The following is a 16,661-nucleotide window of genomic DNA, read 5'->3' on the forward strand; positions in this document are numbered from 1 at the left end:
CGTACAATTAGTGTACGATGTGCAAATACTGTACGGCGTACAGCAAATTGTCAAGAGAGGATCCGAAAAGATGACGTCACCAGCCAGGAAATCCAGGCCCGGACCCCGCCGCGCCCTCACGGAGGAGGAGATCCTGGAGGCCACTCTGAACCTTCTGGATGAGGGCGGCATGAAGGCGGCATCGATCCGGGGCATCGCCGCGCGGGTCGGCGTCGCCCCGAACGCGGTCTACACCTACTTTCCTGACAAAGCCGCGGTGGTCCAGGCGATTGTCGAGCACCTGCTCGGACAGGTCGACCATGCCGTCTTCGCGGACCGCGACGTGCCATGGCGCCAACGAATTGAAGCTCTCGCCCTGGAGCTGCGGGAACGTCTCACCGCGCACCCGGGCGCGGTCAACCTGACGATTGGCGGCCCCATGAACGGCCCGCACGCACTCGCCCTGAACGAGCGACTCATGGGGATTCTCGTGGATACCGGCCTCACGCCAGGGGACGCTGCCAAGGCGGCCTATCTGCTGATCGTTTACGTCTTCGGCTCGATAGCCCTGGAAGTCGCGGAGTCCGGAGAAACACACAGGTTGCCTCCGGAAGCAGAACGGATAGCAGCACGCCAAACCGGCTTTTCGGCCATCCCGACCGAAACCCACCCGCTGTCCGCCGCCGCGGCAGGCACAATGGCCGGCTACATATCTACCGAGCAATACATATGGGGACTCCGCAAAGTGCTCGACGGCATCACTGCAGGGCCCATTTCAGAGGCAGACACATCCAAGGCATTTGCCGGCTAACGGCATGGCCCTACGCAGGGCTAAATGGCGGTATCTTCGCAATGCTAAATGGCGCCGGCCGGGCATACCCCTGCCCCAGGGGTGTTGCCCATAAATAGCTCGAGAAGAGAAAATCCTTGTGCTTTCAGGGGCCAGAGCGGGTGAAACATTTGTCAGCTCGTGGTTCGGTGCCTTTCGGGGGGCGTGTGCTCGCTCGCTCCCCAGCTTGCGAGGAGGCGGAGTCGTTCCGCCGAGGGGGAACCTGGCTCTGCGGTGTAAACCATAAGCACGAGCCCCGGCTCGGCGGTGACCGCGAGTTCTTCGTACGCTAGGGTAAGTTCCCCGGCCACGGGGTGATGAAAGCGTTTGGTTCCGGAGCCATGGGTGCGTACGTTGTGCGCGCCCCATAGGGCGCGGAAGGTCTCGCTTCGTGTCGAGAGCTCTCCGACGAGGTCCTGCATTGTGCGGTCGTGAGGGTCCCGGCCCGCTTCGGCACGCATGATGCCGACGCACATCTCGCTGAACAGCTCCCAGTCAGGGTAGAAGTCCCGCGAAGCCGGGTCGAGAAATTGGAACCGCGCGAGGTTCGGGGTGCGGCCACTGTCTCCGATAACCGGCGAGTAGAAGGCACGCCCCAAGGCGTTGGTCGCGAGCAGGTTCTGGTAGGGGTCGCGGATGAATGCGACGCCCTCGGTGATCGCTTCCAGCGCCCACTGCAGGCTCAAGCGGGCCCCGGCTTGGGTGGTGGCGCGTTTGCGGGGCCTACCGGAGGTGGGGATGCCATCTGCCGCCCGGGCCAGGTCGAACAAGTGCGCACGCTCGGTGTCATCAAGGCGGAGTGCGCGGGCGACGGATTCGAGCACGGACGAGGACGCCCCCGCGATCGAACCGCGCTCGAGCTTGGCGTAGTACTCGACGCTGACGTCGGCGAGTAGCGCGACTTCGCTGCGCCTCAGCCCGGCCACTCGACGATTCGGCCCCGGAGTAATGCCGGCTTCATTTGGAGTGAGTCGTGCGCGCCGTGACATCAGGAACTCACGCACTTCAGCCCGGTTATCCATGCTTCAAGGGTAAATGGGCGGGGTCGAACGAGGGGTACCCTCTCGGTACACCCCTCAACAGTGACTCCCCCGCGCACGGAAATCGAGCTTGACTGGTTGTACCCAACCAGAAGGAGGACAAATTATGCGTGGTGTTGTCATGTACGCCCCCGGTGACGTGCGCGTCGAAGAACTTGAGGACGCGAAGATCGTCGAGCCCTCCGATGCGGTGATCCGGCTCGCTGCAGCGTGTATCTGTGGTTCTGACCTTTGGCCGTATCGCGGAATCGAGAAGCTGGATGGACCGGCCCATATGGGCCACGAGTATGTGGGCGTGGTCGAGCAGATTGGTCAGGACGTGAAGAACGTCAAGGTCGGCGACTTCGTTGTCGGCTCCTTCGTCGCCTCAGACAACACGTGTGAGGTCTGCCAGGCCGGCTACCAGTCCGGCTGCATCCACCGGGTGTTCATGACGGGCACCCAGTCCGAACTCGCTCGCATCCCCCATGCGGACGGCACGCTGGTCCCCACTCCCGGAGTACCTGAGGCGGATCTGCTGCCGTCGCTGCTGGCAGCGTCTGACGTGCTCGGCACCGGCTGGTATGCTGCAGTCGCTGCCGAGGCAGGGCCCGGAAAGACGATCGCCGTGGTCGGAGACGGTGCTGTCGGACTCTCGGCGATCTTGGCCGCCAAGCAGCTGGGCGCCGAGCGCATCATCGCCTTCAGCCGGCACCCGGAGCGGCAGGCGCTGGCCCGTGAGTTCGGCGCAACGGACATCGTCGAAGAACGCGGCGACGAGGGAGCCGCGAAGATCAAGGAGATGACCGGCGGATACGGCGCCCACGGCGTTGTCGAGGCCGTGGGAACCCAGGAATCCATGTGGCAGGCCATCCACGCCGCCCGCGGTGGCGGCCGCATCGGCTACGTCGGAGTCGGCCACGACGTCGAGCTCAACGGCCTGGACCTGTTCTTCACGGGCGTGCAGCTCGAGGGCGGCCCCGCCCCCGTGCGCCGTTTCCTGCCCGATCTAATTCAGCTGATCTGGGACCGCAAGATCAACCCCGGCAAGGTGTTCGACCTCACCTTGCCCCTGGAACAGGCCCCCGAGGGCTACAAAGCCATGGACGAGCGCCGCGCCACCAAGGTGCTGCTCACAGTCTGATCCGATTTACCTCGCCTAACGGCCCAGCAACACCCATAGAGGCTGCCCGCCCGATAGCGGGCAACACGGCGCACACCAAGACCAGGGAGGTCTATCCCACGGCCCGTGGGATAGACCTCCCGCGGCGTCCGATCTCCAAGCCCGATCCCGGCATCACCGACCCGCACGAAAGGGGCCACATGACAACCGCCGCCACACGAACACCTGCACCGGAAGCCAAGGCACAGCAAAAACTGCCTTTGGTCGCGCTCGTCGTCCTGGCCACAATGGGATTCATCCTCGTCGCTACCGAAACCATGCCAGCCGGCCTGCTCCCTGTCATCGCAGCAGGCCTCCACACCAGCGAAGGAACTGTCGGTCTGCTCGTCAGCGCCTACGCCCTTGGCACGGTCCTCGCCACCATTCCCGCGATCACCCTCACCCGCGGTATGCGACGAAAGCCGCTGCTGCTCGCGAGTATCGCCGGACTCGTGCTCGCCAACACGCTCACCACGTTCTCCCCCGAGGTTGCGCTGTCTCTCGTGTCCCGATTCTTCGCCGGCGCGTTCTCGGGAATCATCTGGGGGATGCTCGCTGCCTACGGCCGCCGCATCAGCCCGCCCCAGAACGCCGGGCTGTCCCTGGCCATCGTTTCCACGGGAGCGCCCCTCGGATTCGCCTTCGGTACCCCGCTCGGCGCCTGGATCGGAACGACCGTCGACTGGCGATGGGCCTTCGGCGCGCTCTCCGTCCTTGCGGTCGTCGTCGTCGCACTGATCATCGCATTCGTCCCTGATGCCCCCGGGCAACCGGCCACGTCGCGGCTTCCCCTGGGGCGCGTGTTCCGGATCCCCGGAGTCGCCCTCATCCTCACCGTCATCGTCGTCTGGATGCTCGCCCACAGCACCATCTACACCTACATTGCCCCCTACCTCCGCTCCACAGAAACCGGCCTCTCCGCCGACCTCGTCCTGCTGATCTACGGCATCACATCGGTCATCGGTGTGGCCATCACCGGAGCGCTGCTGGACCGCCGCCCCCGGCCCCTCCTGCACCTGAGCGTCACCGCGTTCGTCGCATCCGGAGTCATCCTGCTCATCGGACACACATCGACCCTGGCCATCGTGATCGCCGCCGCCCTCTGGGGCGTCGCCTTCGGCGGCGCGTCAGCCCAGCTGCAGGGCCCGCTGACCACCGCAGGAGGCGAAAACGCCGACGTCGCCAACGCGTTCCTCCCGGTCGCCTTCAACCTGGCAATCTTCGGCGCCGGCATCCTCGGCGCACTCCTCCTGACGCCATTCGGCGGACTGGCGCTACCGGTAGTCATGATCGCCCTCGGCATCGCCGCCCTCCTGCTCACCCTTTATGGCCGACGGTCGGCATTCCTCCGCCGCCTCTGATCAAATCCAGTTCCTACACTGAGGGCAGGCACGGTTGGGGGACTCTAGAAATAGCGCTCAGTCACGGGACGGCAAACGAGCGGCGCGAATCGGCGCAGGAGATGCCGTTGGTGCACCGCCGACGAATCAATTCACCGCGACCTGTCTGCCTCGCTCGCCCCACTAGGACCAGCAAGTCGAAACCGACCGACCACGACAGATTGCAAACCGAAAGAAGGAACATCATGACCTCGTTCAGGGTTGTGTGTCCTTTTCCGAGGACGTGGCGGGCGGGGAGCGGTGCGTAACCGGCCAGCTGCTCTTCTCCCGTTGCTGTTTTCCGGACCCCCGTTTTGGGCAGGATTGGGGTGTGCTGGCCGGTTGGTCCCAGCACGGTTGAAGTGCCGGGAGGCGGGTTCCGGTCTGCGGCATGGGCGCCCACGTCTGTTGGACCGGTGCTCAAGCAATGGGGTAGGTTGGCCGAGGTGCTGTGGGGGGCCCGCTCCGCCGGAACCGGCGGAGGACGACCCCGACAGAAGGGCCTTTCGATGGATGCCGGTGAGCTGAAAAGGACTTGGTCCATGGCGGCCGCGCTCGGGGACGAAGTCCCCCTATACTTCTACTCGCACTTGTTCCTGTCCCACCCGGAGCTACGGGAAATGTTCCCGGTCTCGATGGCCGGCCAGCGGGACAAACTCTTCGCCGCCCTCGGGCACATTGTGAGCCACGCGGATCAGATCGACGAGGTGGCCGGGTTCATCGGCCAACTCGGCCGCGACCATCGCCGCTTCTCCGTAACGCCGGAGCAGTACTCAATGGTGGGGGCTTCCTTCCTGGCGACACTGCAGAAATACCTTGGTCCGGAATGGACGGACGAGGTAGCGCAGTCGTGGGCCGAGGCGTACGGACTGATCGCCAAGGTCATGGTCATGGCCGCCGAGGAGGCCTCGGATACTACTCCGCCTTGGTGGGAAGGCGAGGTCACCGCCGTCGAGCGCCGCAGCCTGGATGTCACTGTCCTGGAGGTCCGTGTCGCGGACGGCTTCACGTACTCGCCGGGCCAGTCGGCTGCGGTAGAGGTTCCCGCACTCCCGCGGACCTGGCGCCACCTGAGTCCTGCCAACGCCCCTCGCACCGACGGCACAATCGAACTGCACGTCCAGCTGATCCCCGGCGGCCTCTTCAGCACCGCCGCCGTCCGCCGGACCAAGGTGGGCGACGCGGTGCGCATCGGCGCCCCTGTAGGGGACCAACTCGCCCTCGAGAGCACGCGAGACCTGCTCATGATTGCGGGCGGGACCGGGCTCGCCCCGATGGCCGCGATAGTCGACGCGGCGCGGCAGCAATGGGAAGAGCGCGGCAGCGGGCCGCGGGTGGATCTCTTCCACGGGGCTCGGGTCCCGTGGAACCTCTACGACCAGCAGCGGCTCGCCGAGCTAGCCTCGAGGGAGCCGTGGTTCAGCTACCACCCGGTCGTCTCCGACGACGCCACCTTCCCGGGCGCCCAAGGCTACGTGGGCACCGTGGCCGCTGCACATCCAGAGGCCCCCCGCCGACTGGCCCTCGTGGCCGGATCGACGGCGATGGTGGGGCACACCATCAGCGAACTCGTCGCGGCGGGCACACCGCGCGCCGATATACGGTACGAAGACTACGCAGGTGTCGAGGACAACTCCTCGGCCACCGGCGCAGACCAGGGAGAAGTGAACCATGAGCACCGCTAGCCCAGAAGGCCGCATCAGCCCTTCCGACATCCGCAACGCCTCGTTTGAGGTGGTGGGACGCGGGTACGACCAGCAATCTGTCCACGAGTTCCTTCGTGCAGTTGCCGAGCAAATCGAGGCGGACCAGCGCCAGCCGGGCGCAGCAAGCCCCGAAGCCAAGGACGAGATGGTCAAGGTCATCACGCAGGCGCAGATTCTCGCCGAGAAGTTCGTGGCCGAGGCCGAGCAGTACTCGAAGGACCTCGTAGCCAGCGCCCGCACGCAGTACAGCGAGATCCTGCGCCGCGCCGAGGACTCCGTGGCCACACGGGAGGCCGCTCCTGTGCCGGCGGCCACGGCGGCCGGCCACACCGACACCATTCAGGAGATCGAGTATGTCCGCACCTACACCAAGGTGGCACAGGTCCAGCTGCGCGCCGTGATCGACGCCCTGGCCGAGCAAGTGGACCGGCTCGGCGATCTCCCCATTGCCCGCGCCGACCGCAGCGACGGCAACGACTAGCACCCTACGCATCGGCGCGCCCCGCCTCCGCGGGCTGCGCGCCGGAGTCTAGCGTCTCAGCTGACTAGCCGTCAGTCACCGACTGGGCCTGGATGGCCGTGATGGCCACGGTGTTGACGATGTCCTCTACGGTGCAGCCAGAGGTCGTTCACCGGCTTGCGGAGTCCCTGCAGGACGGGCCCGACGGCGACCGCCCCGAGGACTGCTGCACCGCCTTGTAGGTGTTGAGGTCCGGGAATCCGGTGCGCTGTCGTCCGCGGGACGGTTGTGCCGGTGGAGCGGGCACGCACGATCCGCAGGACAGCAGGCAAAAATGAAGAAAATGCTTCTGCAGCCCGAGCCCAGCGAGGACCTTTGCTCCCGGCGCGGTCGCTGAATGTTGGCCGGAAGTACCCGGGCAGGCAGGAAGGGTTTTAAGGGGTGAGGCTGGCCCTGTTAGGGCGGGCCTCTGTTTTGGCGCGTTCGTGGCCGAGGTCTTCGCGGCGTTCGTCCAGCAGGCGCAGAATCGTGCTCTGGTCTTCGGCGGCCACAGGGCGCAGATTCGTCTGCCGCAGGGCGGTATTGGCGACGGCAAACGCGTCGGCCGGGTCGCTCTTGCGGCCACCGCCCGTGGAGAGGACTCTGACCTTCATGGCAAGTGTCGAAGGGACATCGACAACGGAGTCCCCGCAGGCCACAAGGATCTGGGCAATTCCGCGTCCCAGGCCGTTGGCGCCCTCGATAGCGAATCTGCGCTCGGGCCATTGCGCGGCCCAGGTGAGCAACTGTCTGGCGGTGCCTCTATCGGCTCGTCGCCGACCAGCGAAGGAATGAGAGGACATGAAATTTCGCACTAAAACCATGTCAATTCGCTTGCGCCGGACTGCCTTTTCCCGTTGAGGCGCCCGCAAATGCGGCACCTAAGAAGGACTTGGTCAATTCATCGACCGAAAAGACAACCAAACGAATTTCGCAGGAATCCCACGCGGCACAGGACAATGCGAAGGCTGCCGGCCACACCGTCAAGGGCGTGGACTGCACGCTGACGACGACGTCGACCACTACCGCGGCAAGGTCTGTGACGGCCGTAGACATCCTGGCCGATACGACAATGAAGTCCACCGACCGTACCGAACTCCTTGCAGCAGCCGCCGCCGATGCCGTCTATTCCAAGCACTTCTCCTGGTTCACGACCGGAGGCGCATACACCGTCACCCACAACGGAACTTTCTACTACAACGGGTCGAAGGCCTCGGCTCAGACTTCCTACGCCGGCTACCAGGGTTCCTACTTCTGCTTCACGAACTTTGCCGCCGGTGTGGCCATCAGTATCCAGCAGTGCTACGAGGTGGGTACAACTTTCGAGCGTGACTCCTACTCGCAGTGTCAGGTCACCTGGCCGTGGGGTCCTCCCTGCTTCGGCCTGTCCTACAGTGTTTCGCACTGGGGCTCCGTGTACGGCAACGGCACGACCAGCTAGCCGTCGTCCATAGCCATTAAATGCAGGAAGGGCGCGGTTATCCGGGCCCCTCCTTGGTGCCGCTGAAAGAAGCGACGCCGCGGCGAGCCAGGGAATGACATCCCCCCGAAGGTGCGAGGGCTCATGTGAGCACGCTCGTGCCTACCGGGAACACCAACGCTCCGGCCGTCATGATCGCCGAGTGTGCCGCCGAGTTCGTCACGGGGATTCCGGCCCGCCGGCAGGACCAACACTCGGCAGGGCAGGGCTAAGGGCGGAGATGCGCGGGTTCTTTGGTAATTTTCTCGATGTCGGCCGCGGTGACTTCGATCAGCTGATGCGCCAAGTCTGCTAGGGCGCGTGCGGTCGCCAGCTCGTCCCCGATCTCGGGGACATCGGAGTCTACCGGATTCAGCCTGGCCAGCCCGACACCTTCCAGTTCGGCCCGGTTCTCGGCCCTCAATCGCGCCGTGGCCCGCGTTTGATTTTCATGCTCGTCGATAACGATGTTCACCGACCAGCTTTTCTCTTGCATGGTGCCCGCCTCCTCGATCCGACTTCCACGATGCCAAGCCTGGGGCAAGCCGTCAAGGTCCGCAGACTTCCCCGCAGACCGTGCGCCAAAGGTCCCTAATTGCCCCGCATGACGGAGCAGGGCCCTGAACCCGCCACTCTCATAACTTCATAGGTCACCGGGGCAGCCGGGCCACCGGCCGCGACAATCGTCAGAGGGACCCGAGCAGGGTCAATTTACACACATTAAAGCCAAAACCCCCTCTGACGAGGGGGAATGCTGTGCCCGAGGTGGGACTCGAACTGCATTCCTGCCCCTGCAAATGCTGGGCTCCCCTCGGAAACATGCGGAATCCGGTCTCATCCGGCACCAGTACCACCGAGTCCGAAGCCCAAAGTGTGCACTTTTACACACCCAATTTCATCGCTTCCTGAGCCCTTAGCCAGCCCACCGCTTCCGACTCGCGGGTATGCGATTCTTGTTTGTTCTGACAAATTCTTTGTTGCAACATATCCGTCACGACCCGTGTGCGGCTGAGCCCGCCTCCTTCGTTCCGCCCGGCCCTGTCCGCGAATTGTGGGATCTGACTCGTGCCATTATCAGGTCTAGCTCGCGCTCGGCTGATTCGAGGTCCCGGCGCCCCCTCCGGATTTCTCCGACGAGCGCTGATGCCGCGGCGAGTTGGCTATAGTCAGGGTGCCAGTCACGTACAGCACGGATGATGGTGGTCGGCTCGGCGTCGCCCGGGGCCATGTAGGACACGGAAACCTGGCCCTTCCCCGGTGCCCGGAAATGCCATCCTGACCGGCCTTTCAGATGGCCGGCCCGGCCGTGCCCGAAAAACCGAAGAACTGCCCGACTCCCCGGTGGTTAACTGAAGTTCCCAAATAGGGGAGGAACCGCCGTCGACATCGGCGCTGGCCCCGGCGTAGGCTGGCAGCATCGGCGCATGTGCCCGGTGACTCTGCGTCGATACCTCAATCGATGAAGGAGGACCAATGAGTGCCGTACGTGAATTCATGAGTACGGATGCACAGTGCATTAAGGAGAACCAGTCCCTCGTAGATGCCGCACGGATGATGCTGGATCTGGACTGCGGATCGTTGCCGATCTGTGGTGACGACGGCAAGTTGAAGGGCATGATCACTGACCGGGACATCGTGCTCAAGTGCGTTGCCGTAGGCCGTGATCCACGCGAGATGATGGCCCGCGACCTCGCCACCGGTGCGCCCCACTGGATTGACGCCGATGCGAACGTTGACGCCGCCATCGAAATGATGGAGAAGTACCAGGTCCGGCGGCTCCCGGTCATTGCTGACCACAAGTTGGTCGGCATCATCAGCCAGGGTGACATCGCGCGCAACTACTCGGAGGAGCGTGTGGGCGAACTGGTGGAGCACATTTCGGAACGCAAACATATGCAGTCGAGCAGTTCATAAAGTCAAGCAATTCATCAGCAAGCAAGCGCCACGGAGAGCACTCCGTGGCGCTATTTTGTGCCCGCATGGCCTTGTGTCAATGGCCAGTAGGTTCTGCCCGCGGGCGGCCAGTCGATGTGCCCGCTGGCGGCCCGTAGAGCTGCCCGGTGATGGCCAACAGATCTGCCCACTGGTTGGTTTCGGCGGGGTTGGCCATCACGTTGTGCACACCCAGCTCGCCGACCCAGCCGGCGAGTAGGCGCTCGATGTGTTTCTGCCATAGCCCGAGTTCATAGTTGTGCCGAGTCGGAATGTCGCTGATGTCCAACTGCGTCCCGCCGAATGCCGCGACCTGCGCTTTTTGCCCCTCCGCAAGGAACCGATCGGCGATGCCACGCTGATCGAGGATCTCGATGGTGTGCGAGTGCAGTCCACCCGCGCGCGAGCCGGTGAGGTCCTGGTTCGGACGCCGCTCGACGACGGCGACGTCGACCTTTGCCAAAGCCAACTCGCCCGCCAACATCAGTCCCGTCGGAGCGCCGCCGGCGATCTTTACCGCATGGTCGTTCATTCGCTACCCCCGTGTCCGCAGGTCCTGTACCCGTCGGCTGCACCGAGGTGCTTCACGACATAAGAGAACCGGTCATCCCGGAGTGCGTCCGGGTTCCAGTCCGTGATCGAGAGCAACCGCTGCATCCGGTACGGGATCGATCGGCTGGCCTGCTCCAAGAGCGTCCAGGAGTTCTTCCGTTCCTCGGCCGAGAGCAGGCCTTTCAGGTATGCCACAGCGTTTTCCCGGGGCTCTGCCCGGGGAACCGGCCGCCGATCAGCTCCCGGATCTCCTGAAGCCCGTCCGCCCACGCCTGCACTTCAGCCACACAAATATCATCGCTAACCGCCAAGAATTAACACCGCAGCCGATGAAAGTCCGTCTAATCCCCCGGAATTAGTGCCTCCGCCGCCTGCCGCGGGGATGCCGGTCGCCGGCTCAGGGGCCGGTGCGGATCCGGTCACGTGCGCAACTCACAACGGCGGACAAGTCCAGCCCGTAGGTCGGCCCGTCGCCGGAACCGTACTCCTCGAGTCGGCCCGCACCGCGCTCGAGGAGCCGGATCGCACCAATGCTGTTCCCCCGGGCGGCGTGGGTGAGCCCGACGCAGATCTGGGCGAGACCTTGCCAAAGGCTGCGTTCTTCGGCCGGCCCGGCTTTCCACCGGGCCTCGAGTACCTCATGGGCGGCGAAGGCCCGGCCTGCTTCCACCAGACTCCGGGCCGAAACCAACGTCTGCGCCGGCGGCAGCGGCTCCTCCGAGACCGGCTCGACGCCAGCGCTCCCGTACGGCAGCGGCCGGCCAAGAGCGTCACGCGGCCGGGCCTGCCGCGGGCGCCTTGTAGCATCCCTATCCCTGTCACCCGTCATTGCAGTCTCCCTGAGCATGCCCGGACGTTACAAGCCTTCATACGCCCAATGCTAAGACCCGGCCCTTCGAACATCCGTTCCGCCGCAAGGATCCCGTCGGGACAGCGGCCGGGAGAGAAGAAATGATCACCGCTGGTCGCGTGCGCTGTGCGCCGGCGGCAATGGCTCCATTGTGGGAAGGCACCCATACGGTTGGCCGCGCAAACCTGAATGGAGCGGACCAATGTCAAGGCACATGGTGGAACGGAAGTCCAGCGGCGGGCCGTGGTCGCCGGGCACGACGGCGGCGCGGTTCACCTGACGGACGATCAACTGGAGGGACTGGCCTCCGGCATTGGACGGCCGCTCCTGCGGCCCGGCGTTGACGGCTGGGCGGCGGCGGTCATGCTCACTACAGTCGACCCAAACTGCTGAATCCAGCCGGACGGGGGCGATTGGCTGCTGTGGTTCTGGTGGTTTGCTTGCTAGTGATGGGCCGCTCACAAAGTGCGCCAAGGCAGCGAGCGTGTGGGAAATTTCGTTGTTCGACAACGCCGATTGGCGAGCGGATACTGAAGAACCATGAAGCCTACCCAAAGCGGGTTGCGCATCCAGCTTCTCGGCTCGTTCATCGTGTACGTCAACGGGAACGCCGTCGAGAACAGCCACTGGCGGCTGCAGAAGGCAAAGGCCGTGGTGGCGATGCTGGCGTTGGCGCGTGGTCAGCGTGGCCGTCGCGAGCAGGTACTGGACCGCCTGTGGCCCGACATGGAGCCGGGGGCCGCCGCACGGAATCTGCATCAGACCCTGTACGTCGCTCGCCGTACGCTCACTAGCGCTGGAGCCGTCAGCGACGGGCTGCTCACCATCCGCGGTGAAGTGGTCGTGCTGGATGACACTGGCCCGGTCGATGTCGATGTCCTGCAGTTCGAGCGTTCGGCCGTGGCAGCGTTGGCTGCAGGCGTCGAGGCAAGCCTGCGCGATGCGGCCGACTTGTACAGTGGTGATCTTCTGCCGGAGCTGCCGGATGCGGATTGGCTGACGACACGCCGCGATGAGCTCCGGGAAATCCATCGCGAGGTACTGGTGAAACTGGCGTCCACGGTGGCGCAGCGCGCGCCGGAGGAAGCGTTGATCATCCTCACCCATGCGCTCGAATCCGATCCCATCCACGAGGGGGCCGTGCGCGCGCAGATGGTGGTGCTGGCTGGGATGGGCCGGCGGTCGGAAGCATTGGCACGATATGAGCGGCTGGTCGACGAACTCCTCGACGCGTTCGGGACCGACCCGGACACCCGGACGATGGGACTGTTTCGCGAGTTGTTGACCGGCTCGCCGCCCGAGGAGCGCCTCCACCAGCCCGCCGGCGTGACCGGCAAAGACGATGCCATCGGTTATCTGCCATCCCCGCTGACAAGCTTCATCGGGCGCGAGCGTGAGCTCGTTGACGTCGAGCGGCTGATGGGCCATGCTCGCCTGCTCACCCTCACCGGGGCTGGCGGCAGCGGCAAAACCAGACTGGCATTGGAGGCCGCGAAGACAGTTCGTCCTGAGTACGTGGACGGAGTCTGGTTCGTCGACCTCGCGGCCGTTGGGGAGTCGCTGCTGGTGGCCGATGCCGTAGCCGAGGTCCTCGGGTTGGATTCCGGCGCGGCACCAAGCCGCGTGCAAGCGCTGGTCGACCAACTGCGGCGACGCTCGCTGCTCCTCGTGCTGGACAACTGCGAACACCTGCTCGCGGCCTGTGCGCAACTCGTCGTCGCGCTACTCGACGGATCCCCTGGGGTTAAAGTGCTGGCCACCAGCCGGGAGCCACTCCATGCCGACGGAGAGTACACCTACCGGGTCCCGTCATTGCCCCTGCCCTCGCCCCTGCGGACCGACGCTCTCGACCTGGCCGAGCTGGGCCGTCTGCCCTCTGTCCGGCTTTTCGTTGAGCGGGCAGCGCAGGTCCGGCCGGGTTTCGCGCTCGACGCCGACAACGCGCAGGGGGTGACAGAGTTGTGCCGACGGCTCGACGGGATGCCGCTGGCCCTGGAATTGGCCGCGGCCAGAACCGCCGTACTCGAACCCGCCGAGATCGTCCAGAGATTGGGCGATGCTTTGTCCATGCTCGGCGGGGGAACCAGCGGCGTCACGCGGCACCAGACGCTGCGTGGCACCTTGGAATGGAGCCACGAACTGCTCACCAAACCGGAGCAGGTTCTGCTGCGCCGGCTGTCTGTGTTCGCGGGTGGTTTCACCCTCGACGCTGTGGTAGCAGTCTGCGCTGACGCGCCCCTCCAGCAAGTCGAACTGCTCGACCTGTTGGCCAAGCTGGTGGACAAGTCTTTGGTGGTCACCGAAAGGAGGGGCGCCGGGACCCGATACCGGCAATTGGAGACGGTCCGCCAGTTTGGCCACGAGAATCTCGATCATGCAGGTGAGGCGGCTCAACTGGCGGCTGCGCATTGCACCTACTTCCTTGCCGTCGCCGAATCCCACAATCCCGAACGGGCCACCGGGGTGGTCATCGAACAGCCGAAGGTGCTCGACCGCGAGCACGACAACCTGCGCGCTGCGCTGCGCTGGTCGTGCGCACACGAGCCCGAGACCGCGCTCCGGCTCGTCGCCAGCCTGTGGCGGTTCTGGTTCGTCCGCGGTCACGCGGTCGAGGGAGCACGTTGGGTCGAGCGTGCCTTGGCGGTGGCTCCCGACTCGACCCGGCCTCGCGCGGCCGCTCTGATCGGCCTGACCGGGCTGGACAGCCGGCAGGGCCGCGGCGATCGGCATCGGGCGCTCGGCGCGGAGGCCCTGGCAATCATGCGGGAGATCGGCAACCCCGACGAGGTGGCGATGGCCCGGCTCATTGAGACCTCGCTCGCCTGGAGCACTTTCGACTTGGACGAGGCCGAACAGCTGGCAGCCGACGTGCACACCGAGGCAGTCGAGGGTGGCAGACCCGAACATTGCGCTGCCAGCAGTTGGCTGCTCGGCCAGTGCGCGTTGTCCCGGGAGGACGGACCACTCGCCGCCCGTCACCTAAACACCTGCCTGAGCGAACTCGCACAGTCTGAGACCAGCACTCCACCCTTCCTGCCGGTGATCACGCCCAGCCTGCAACTGGTCCCGATCGCCGGACGGTTGGTCCCTGCGTCGAGGAGACCCTGCTGTTGGGCCGGCGGGTTGGCGTCATCCAAGCCAAAGGCTACGTGCTGTCCGCGATCGGCTACGCGGCCAGGCTTTCGAGGGACACGCAGTCTGCGATATCCGTCATCACGGACGCAGCCGAACATTTCGCCGAGTTGGGAGATGACCTGGCTAGGGCGCAAACACTTCACCAACTTGGCTGCATCCTGCGCGACTGTGGCGACCACAGCGCGGCCGATGAGGCCCTGTCCTTGGCGCGGGAGCTTCGGCTCGGCCTGGGCGACCGACGCGGCGAGCTGCTGACCGAGATTAATATCGCCCTGCTCCGCGCCATGGGTGGTGATATCGACCGCGGCCTGACAGACGCTCGGCGTTGCCTTTCAGGGTTCGAGTCCGCGGGAGATCAGGTGGGGATGGGCGCCACGCTGACCATTCTCGGTGCCGCCGAACTGATCTCCGGGGAGGTCCGGGCAGCGCGAGAAATGTACAGGCAGGCAGCGGAAAGGGTCGCCCCATGGCGGCGACACACTGGCTGGCAACGGTTGATGGTGGCAGAACTATCCAACGAGCTCGGCGACCCGCATCGGGCGGCCCGCGAAATTGACAGGGCTGGGGCGATTTTCGACCGAACGAGATGCCTCATCGCTGGTCAGCGGCTGGCCGCACTGCGTAGGCGGGACTCGGATGATGATGTTGAAACGGCGTTGAGTGCTCGTTGAGGACGGTTCACTAGCGTTATTCCTGGATCTGACAAATGGATCTGACAAACAAACAGCAATCAGGAGGAACGCATCGTGACAACGACGCAGACTGGGCCGACCCGCATCGGCGAGGCCACCATCGCCGAGTTCGCCGCCGGCCTGCGCGGCACGGTCGTTCGCCCAGGGGACGCGGACTACGACCACGAACGCAGCATCTGGAACGGGGCCCACGACCGCCGCCCGACGCTCATCGCACGCTGTGCGGGTGTGGCAGATGTGATCCGCACGGTCGATCTCGCGCGCAGCGAGGGGTTGCCATTGTCGGTTCGCGGCGGTGGCCATTCGATCCCCGGGTTTTCCACCGTCGACGACGGTATCGTGCTGGACCTTTCGCTGATGAAGGGGGTCCAGGTGGACCCTGCCCGCCGCCGCGTGGCGGCACAGGCAGGGTGTACCTGGAAGGACGTGGATGCAGAGACCCAGCAATTCGGGCTTGCGGTGACCGGTGGCCTGGTGTCCTCGACCGGCATCGCCGGCTTCACCACCGGCGGCGGCATCGGCTGGCTCGTGCGCAAGCACGGGCTGGCCAGCGACAACCTGGTCGGCGCCGACGTCGTCACCGCCGACGGGCAGTTTATTCACGCCAATGTCGACGAGCACCCCGATTTGTTCTGGGGACTGCGCGGCGGCGGTGGCAATTTCGGTGTGGTGACGTCCTTCGACTATCAATTGCACGAAGTGGGGCCCATCGTCCTTTCCGGCCTGGTTTTCTACCCCGCAGAAGAGGCGGCGCAGGTGTTGCGCGGCTATCGGGCGGCCTGCGCGGCGGCCCCCGATGAGCTGACCACGCTGGTCAACATGGCCACGGCGCCGCCGGTCCCGTTCCTGCCAGAATCAGTGCACGGCAAGCCGGTCATCGCTGTGGGAGGGTGCTGGTCCGGCGATCTCGATGCCGGCGAGGCCGCCACCGCGCCCTTCCGGTCATTGGGCACGGTCATCGCCGATGTGTTCGCGGCCAACCCGTACGCGGGGTGGCAGCAGGCGCTCGATCCGCTGTACCCGCGGGGCGTGCACAACTATTTCCGCTCGGCATTTCTGCGCGCCGCCGACGACGCGTCCGTGCGCGTGCTGCTGGACTCGTTTGCGGCATTGCCCAACGCCATGACGCAGATTCACCTGCACCACCTTGGCGGCGCGGTCGGCCGGGTTCCTGCCGAAGCAACGGCCTTCGCACTCCGCGACCAAGAATTCATCGTCAATGTTATTGCGCGCACGCCGACGGCGGAAGGCTTCGCGGATGTCGTCGAATGGGCCCGGGGCGTGACGTCCGCGCTCGGTCCGGATGTGGCGGCCTACGTGAATTTCACAGGTGAAGCGAATACGACGCTCGTCCGGGCGTCGTACCCGGCGGATACATACCGGCGGCTCGTGGAACTGAAGAACGAATACGACCCCACCAATCTATTCCGGTTGAACCAGAACATCGCCCCCGCGGTGTGACAGCACT

General features: G+C 65.1%; 17 protein-coding genes and 1 pseudogene. 11 read left to right on the plus strand and 7 right to left on the minus strand.

Going from position 1 to position 16,661, the window contains the following annotated elements:
• Positions 1–70 precede the first annotated feature (70 nt).
• Positions 71–790 carry a TetR/AcrR family transcriptional regulator gene (locus tag M2428_RS04685; RefSeq protein WP_277524178.1) on the plus strand — a complete coding sequence of 240 codons (720 nt, stop codon included), beginning with the start codon at positions 71–73 and terminating at the stop codon, positions 788–790.
• A gap of 152 nt (positions 791–942) precedes the next feature.
• Here M2428_RS04685 and M2428_RS04690 read toward each other — a convergent pair whose 3' ends face one another.
• A complete protein-coding gene (locus tag M2428_RS04690) occupies positions 943–1,830 on the minus strand; it encodes a helix-turn-helix transcriptional regulator (RefSeq protein WP_277524181.1) in 888 nt (295 codons plus the stop codon).
• A 124-nt stretch (positions 1,831–1,954) separates the two neighbouring features.
• Here M2428_RS04690 and M2428_RS04695 point away from each other — a divergent pair, with 124 nt between their 5' ends.
• The 4 genes from M2428_RS04695 (at position 1,955) to M2428_RS04710 (ending at position 6,555) form a co-directional block, all read left to right on the plus strand.
• Positions 1,955–2,971: a zinc-dependent alcohol dehydrogenase family protein gene (locus M2428_RS04695; RefSeq protein WP_277524182.1), complete on the plus strand. Its 1,017-nt coding sequence runs from the start codon at positions 1,955–1,957 to the stop codon at positions 2,969–2,971.
• Between the two features lie 179 nt (positions 2,972–3,150).
• Positions 3,151–4,350, plus strand: a complete 1,200-nt coding sequence (locus tag M2428_RS04700) for an MFS transporter (protein ID WP_277524184.1) — start codon at positions 3,151–3,153, stop codon at positions 4,348–4,350.
• Between the two features lie 560 nt (positions 4,351–4,910).
• Entirely contained in the window at positions 4,911–6,053 is a 1,143-nt protein-coding gene (locus M2428_RS04705; protein ID WP_346780713.1) for a globin domain-containing protein, read from the plus strand.
• The gene (locus M2428_RS04710; protein ID WP_277524188.1) at positions 6,040–6,555 is read left to right on the plus strand and encodes a DivIVA domain-containing protein; all 516 of its coding nucleotides are present in this window, start codon (positions 6,040–6,042) and stop codon (positions 6,553–6,555) included. Before M2428_RS04705 ends, M2428_RS04710 begins: the two co-directional genes overlap by 14 nt.
• Positions 6,556–6,619: 64 nt before the next feature.
• Here M2428_RS04710 and M2428_RS04715 read toward each other — a convergent pair.
• Both M2428_RS04715 and M2428_RS04720 read right to left on the minus strand, forming a co-directional pair.
• Positions 6,620–6,793, minus strand: a pseudogene (locus tag M2428_RS04715) (phosphate acyltransferase); the annotation flags it as partial.
• A 175-nt stretch (positions 6,794–6,968) separates the two neighbouring features.
• Positions 6,969–7,397: a transposase gene (locus tag M2428_RS04720; RefSeq protein ID WP_346780714.1), complete on the minus strand. Its 429-nt coding sequence runs from the start codon at positions 7,395–7,397 to the stop codon at positions 6,969–6,971.
• A gap of 68 nt (positions 7,398–7,465) precedes the next feature.
• Between M2428_RS04720 and M2428_RS04725 the strand changes: the two genes are divergently transcribed.
• Together M2428_RS04725 and M2428_RS04730 are read left to right on the plus strand one after the other, a co-directional pair.
• Positions 7,466–8,014 (plus strand): hypothetical protein, encoded by a 549-nt coding sequence (locus tag M2428_RS04725; RefSeq protein ID WP_277524192.1) that lies wholly within the window; start codon positions 7,466–7,468, stop codon positions 8,012–8,014.
• 125 nt (positions 8,015–8,139) lie between these two features.
• The gene (locus M2428_RS04730; protein WP_277524194.1) at positions 8,140–8,265 is read left to right on the plus strand and encodes a hypothetical protein; all 126 of its coding nucleotides are present in this window, start codon (positions 8,140–8,142) and stop codon (positions 8,263–8,265) included.
• On the opposite strand, the gene M2428_RS04735 is transcribed toward M2428_RS04730, so the two are convergent.
• Entirely contained in the window at positions 8,262–8,528 is a 267-nt protein-coding gene (locus tag M2428_RS04735) for a DUF1876 domain-containing protein (RefSeq protein ID WP_091256422.1), read from the minus strand. The genes M2428_RS04730 and M2428_RS04735 overlap by 4 nt on opposite strands.
• A gap of 977 nt (positions 8,529–9,505) precedes the next feature.
• Here M2428_RS04735 and M2428_RS04740 point away from each other — a divergent pair.
• The gene (locus tag M2428_RS04740; RefSeq protein ID WP_229992321.1) at positions 9,506–9,946 is read left to right on the plus strand and encodes a CBS domain-containing protein; all 441 of its coding nucleotides are present in this window, start codon (positions 9,506–9,508) and stop codon (positions 9,944–9,946) included.
• Positions 9,947–10,022: 76 nt separating this feature from the next.
• Here the strand turns inward: M2428_RS04740 and M2428_RS04745 are convergent, their stop codons facing one another.
• The 3 genes from M2428_RS04745 to M2428_RS04755 form a co-directional block, all read right to left on the minus strand.
• On the minus strand, positions 10,023–10,496 hold the full coding sequence (locus tag M2428_RS04745; RefSeq protein ID WP_277524198.1) for an FAD-dependent monooxygenase: 474 nt from the start codon (positions 10,494–10,496) through the stop codon (positions 10,023–10,025).
• On the minus strand, positions 10,493–10,711 hold the full coding sequence (locus M2428_RS04750; protein ID WP_277524199.1) for a hypothetical protein: 219 nt from the start codon (positions 10,709–10,711) through the stop codon (positions 10,493–10,495). Before M2428_RS04750 ends, M2428_RS04745 begins: the two co-directional genes overlap by 4 nt.
• A 202-nt stretch (positions 10,712–10,913) precedes the next feature.
• Entirely contained in the window at positions 10,914–11,345 is a 432-nt protein-coding gene (locus tag M2428_RS04755; RefSeq protein ID WP_277524201.1) for a DUF309 domain-containing protein, read from the minus strand.
• A 210-nt stretch (positions 11,346–11,555) separates the two neighbouring features.
• On the opposite strand from M2428_RS04755, the gene M2428_RS04760 reads away from it, so the two are divergent.
• The 3 genes from M2428_RS04760 to M2428_RS04770 all read left to right on the plus strand — a co-directional run bounded on the left by M2428_RS04760 (position 11,556) and on the right by M2428_RS04770 (position 16,654).
• Positions 11,556–11,759, plus strand: a complete 204-nt coding sequence (locus M2428_RS04760; protein ID WP_277524203.1) for a hypothetical protein — start codon at positions 11,556–11,558, stop codon at positions 11,757–11,759.
• A 147-nt stretch (positions 11,760–11,906) separates the two neighbouring features.
• Entirely contained in the window at positions 11,907–14,756 is a 2,850-nt protein-coding gene (locus tag M2428_RS04765; protein WP_277524205.1) for a BTAD domain-containing putative transcriptional regulator, read from the plus strand.
• A 491-nt stretch (positions 14,757–15,247) separates the two neighbouring features.
• On the plus strand, positions 15,248–16,654 hold the full coding sequence (locus tag M2428_RS04770) for an FAD-binding oxidoreductase (protein WP_277524207.1): 1,407 nt from the start codon (positions 15,248–15,250) through the stop codon (positions 16,652–16,654).
• Positions 16,655–16,661 lie beyond the last annotated feature (7 nt).

It is taken from the genome of Arthrobacter sp. ES3-54 (assembly GCF_029504395.1).
GTDB lineage: Bacteria > Actinomycetota > Actinomycetes > Actinomycetales > Micrococcaceae > Arthrobacter.